The sequence below is a fragment of the Thermogutta sp. genome, from assembly GCF_014359955.1.
Lineage (GTDB): Bacteria > Planctomycetota > Planctomycetia > Pirellulales > Thermoguttaceae > Thermogutta.
The window spans coordinates 1-2,904 of record NZ_JACIYL010000580.1; the positions used below are offsets into that span (position 1 = coordinate 1).

Annotated in this window: 2 protein-coding genes; one reads left to right on the forward strand and one right to left on the reverse strand. The window is 59.2% G+C overall.

All coding sequences use genetic code 11. The features are described from left to right. The first annotated feature begins 560 nt into the window (after window positions 1-560). A complete protein-coding gene (locus H5U08_RS14615) occupies window positions 561-1,982 on the forward strand; it encodes a hypothetical protein (RefSeq protein ID WP_297034608.1) in 1,422 nt (473 codons plus the stop codon). 69 nt (window positions 1,983-2,051) lie between these two features. On the opposite strand, the gene H5U08_RS14620 is transcribed toward H5U08_RS14615, so the two are convergent. Then, on the reverse strand, window positions 2,052-2,904 hold an 853-nt coding region (locus H5U08_RS14620), incomplete at its 5' end, for an SDR family oxidoreductase (RefSeq protein ID WP_297034611.1).

The following is a 2,904-nucleotide window of genomic DNA, read 5'->3' on the forward strand; positions in this document are numbered from 1 at the left end:
GATAGAAGCGATAATCAACAAGGGAGAGCCCCGCCGCGAAGGGTGAAAAGATGAAAAGGCGACTCGTCGGACAACCGAGCTCTTCCGGCCCGGCTTTTGATTCATGGTTACTGTTGCAAAAACCGCCGAGATGGCATCGGCGCAGCGTGTAGGGGCAATTCATGAATTGCCTCTACCGTCGAAACGATAACTGACCCGAAGAGTTAGGGCCCGGTGGGCGAAATGGATGTTCCAACGTCGGAATGCGGACGTGGCAAGCACGTCCCTCCGAATGTGGACCTGACAAGCGGGTGCCACCGGGCTGGATGTCGTTCCCGCCCACGCCCGTCTGGTTGTTCGCGTCCCCATGGGCGGAGGGAACTGACAGGCGCGGCTTTTGATTGACACACTACACAGGGCTGTTTAGAATCGACGTAGGCTTGTATTACCCAAATTGCCAAGGTTTCCAGGCCCACTTTTTCGGAATCGCGGTCGGAATGTCGGTGGGTCGGCACCGGCCGGGCGCGAAATCCTGAGCGAGGCACTCCCTAAAATCCAGGACGTCGAGGAGTAAGCTTGTCATGGCACGTGAGAACCAAGGGCTGCAAATTGCCTTGATCACGTTCGTCATTCTGACGCTCTTGCTGGCCGTTTTCACCTACCTCTTTTTCCGTCAGTATGACGAACAGTACCGCAAAGCTCAGGCCGCCCTGGAGGAGGCCGCAAAAGCCAATGATGCGGCGCGATCGGCTCAAACCGACCTCAACACGCTGAAGACCATCCTCGGTTTCAGCACCACCGACCCGATGGACAAAATCACCCAGACGGCCAAGCAGGAACTGGAAACCTACGGGGCGGATCTCGATCCTTCCCAGCAAAACTATCGCACTGTGCTGGACCATCTCTTCAAGACGCTCCAGGCGAAAAGTGCCACGCTCGTGGCAACCGAGCAGAAACTCCGGGATGCGGAGGCCAAGATCGCTCAACTTGAAGCGAGCAAAGCTCCATTGATCGCCCAGCAGAAGAATCGAGCGGATCAGGCGGAAGCGACCCTCACGCAGGAGCGTCAGAAATTCACGGCCGACCTGCAGGCGTCTTTCCAGGCCCGAGATGATTTACAAAAACGGGTGATCGAGGCGCAGCAGCAGGCCCAGGATGCGTTGGCGCAGTTGGATGCTGCCAAGAAAGATTTCGATCGCCGCATCCGGACAGTTTCCGCCCTGCTTTCCGTCCGTACCAAGGAACTGGAAGCCACCAAGAATCCGCGTCTGGAAACGCCGGATGGTCGCATTCAATGGGTGAACCAGCAACTGGGCACGGTGTGGATCAACCTGGGCGAGGCCGACGGACTGTCGGTGGGAACCACGTTTGCGGTCTTCCCCGGAAACACATTGAATATTGCTGACGCGGAACGCAAAGGCGGCATCGAGGTGACGGCCATCCGCGGTCCTCACCTCGCTGAAGCCCGCATCATCGACGACAAAGTGAGTGATCCCATCATGCCCGGCGATGTGATCAGCACCCTCATTTGGTCGCCAGGAGACCGGCGGCGGTTCGCCATTACCAACTTTGTCGATATTGACGATGATGGGCGGAGCGATCAGGAACTGCTCATCAGCATCATCCGGCAAAGCAACGGGGTGGTGGACGCCTGGCTCGACGATGAAGGAAATCTTCACGGTCAGATCACGGCCGACACCGACTACATTGTGGTGGGTAATGAACCGCCGGAGGGAACCAATGTCGCTGTGATCCAGGCCCGATCGGATATGCTCAAACGGGCGGACGAGATGGCGGTCCAGCGGATTTCCGTGCGCGAATTGCTCCGTCGCATCGGTTACAAACGGGAAACCCACGTGGTGCGGTTCGGACCGGGCGCGAATCCGGCCGATTTTCGGGCCAAGCCCAAGGAGGGTGAAGTCATTCGGCGGTCGACCGGAGCCGTCAGCGAAATCTTCCAGCCGCGACAACCGCCGCGAGCCAAGGCGGGCACGGCATTCTGACCACCCCTGCTGACCCCGTGGCGTGATCCGGACGGTTGGGTCCTGGGACTCGGTCTGCGGACCATCTCCCTACTGGCAAATGTGCCGATAGTATTCCACGGAGCGACGCAGGCCCTCCCGAAAGTCCACCCGGGGCTCGTATCCCAGCAGACGGCGGGCGAGGGTGATGTCGGCCATGCTCTCGCGAATATCTCCCGGTCTGGGCGGAGCGAATTCCGGCTCCACCTCGGTTCCCAGGACTTCGTTGAGCGCGGCAATCAACTCTAGAAGGGTGATGCTCTTGCCGTTGGCGGCATTGAAGACACGTCCCTCCACTCCCGGCTTTTCCGCCGCCAGAAGATTGGCATGCACCACGTTCTCCACGTACGTAAAATCGCGGGACTGGAGTCCGTCGCCGAAAATAACCGGGCGGCGACCCCGGAGAATTGCCGTGATGAACAGAGGAATAACAGCCGAATAGGGGCTATTCGGATCCTGCCGCGGACCGAAGACGTTGAAATAGCGAATCACCACAGTGGGCAACCCGTATGTGGCATAAAATGCCCGGCAGTAGTACTCACCCGCCAACTTGGCGGCACCATACGGTGAAATCGGATCGGGGAGGTCAGTCTCCCGCTTGGCACTGAATGGTTGGTCGCCGTACGCGCTGCTTGAGCCGGCGTAAACAAAGCGACGGATGCGCCCGGTCCTCCGCGCGGCATCGAGGAGCGTCACCGTCCCCGTAACACATGCGGCGTGCGTGTCGAGCGGATACTCCACACTTCGCGGGACGCTGGCCAGCGCCGCCTGATGGAAGACGTACTCTACCCCCTCCATCACCCGTTTCACCAGCGCGCCGTCGCAGATATCCCCTTCAATAAACTCGATACAATCCTTGACGTCGGCAAGATTGGCAAGATTACCCGTGCTGAGATTATCCAGC

Excerpts from the sequence above, each read along its gene's own strand:
- H5U08_RS14615 (WP_297034608.1), top strand. The coding sequence starts at position 561 with ATGGCACGTGAGAACCAAGGGCTGCAAATTGCCTTGATCACGTTCGTC.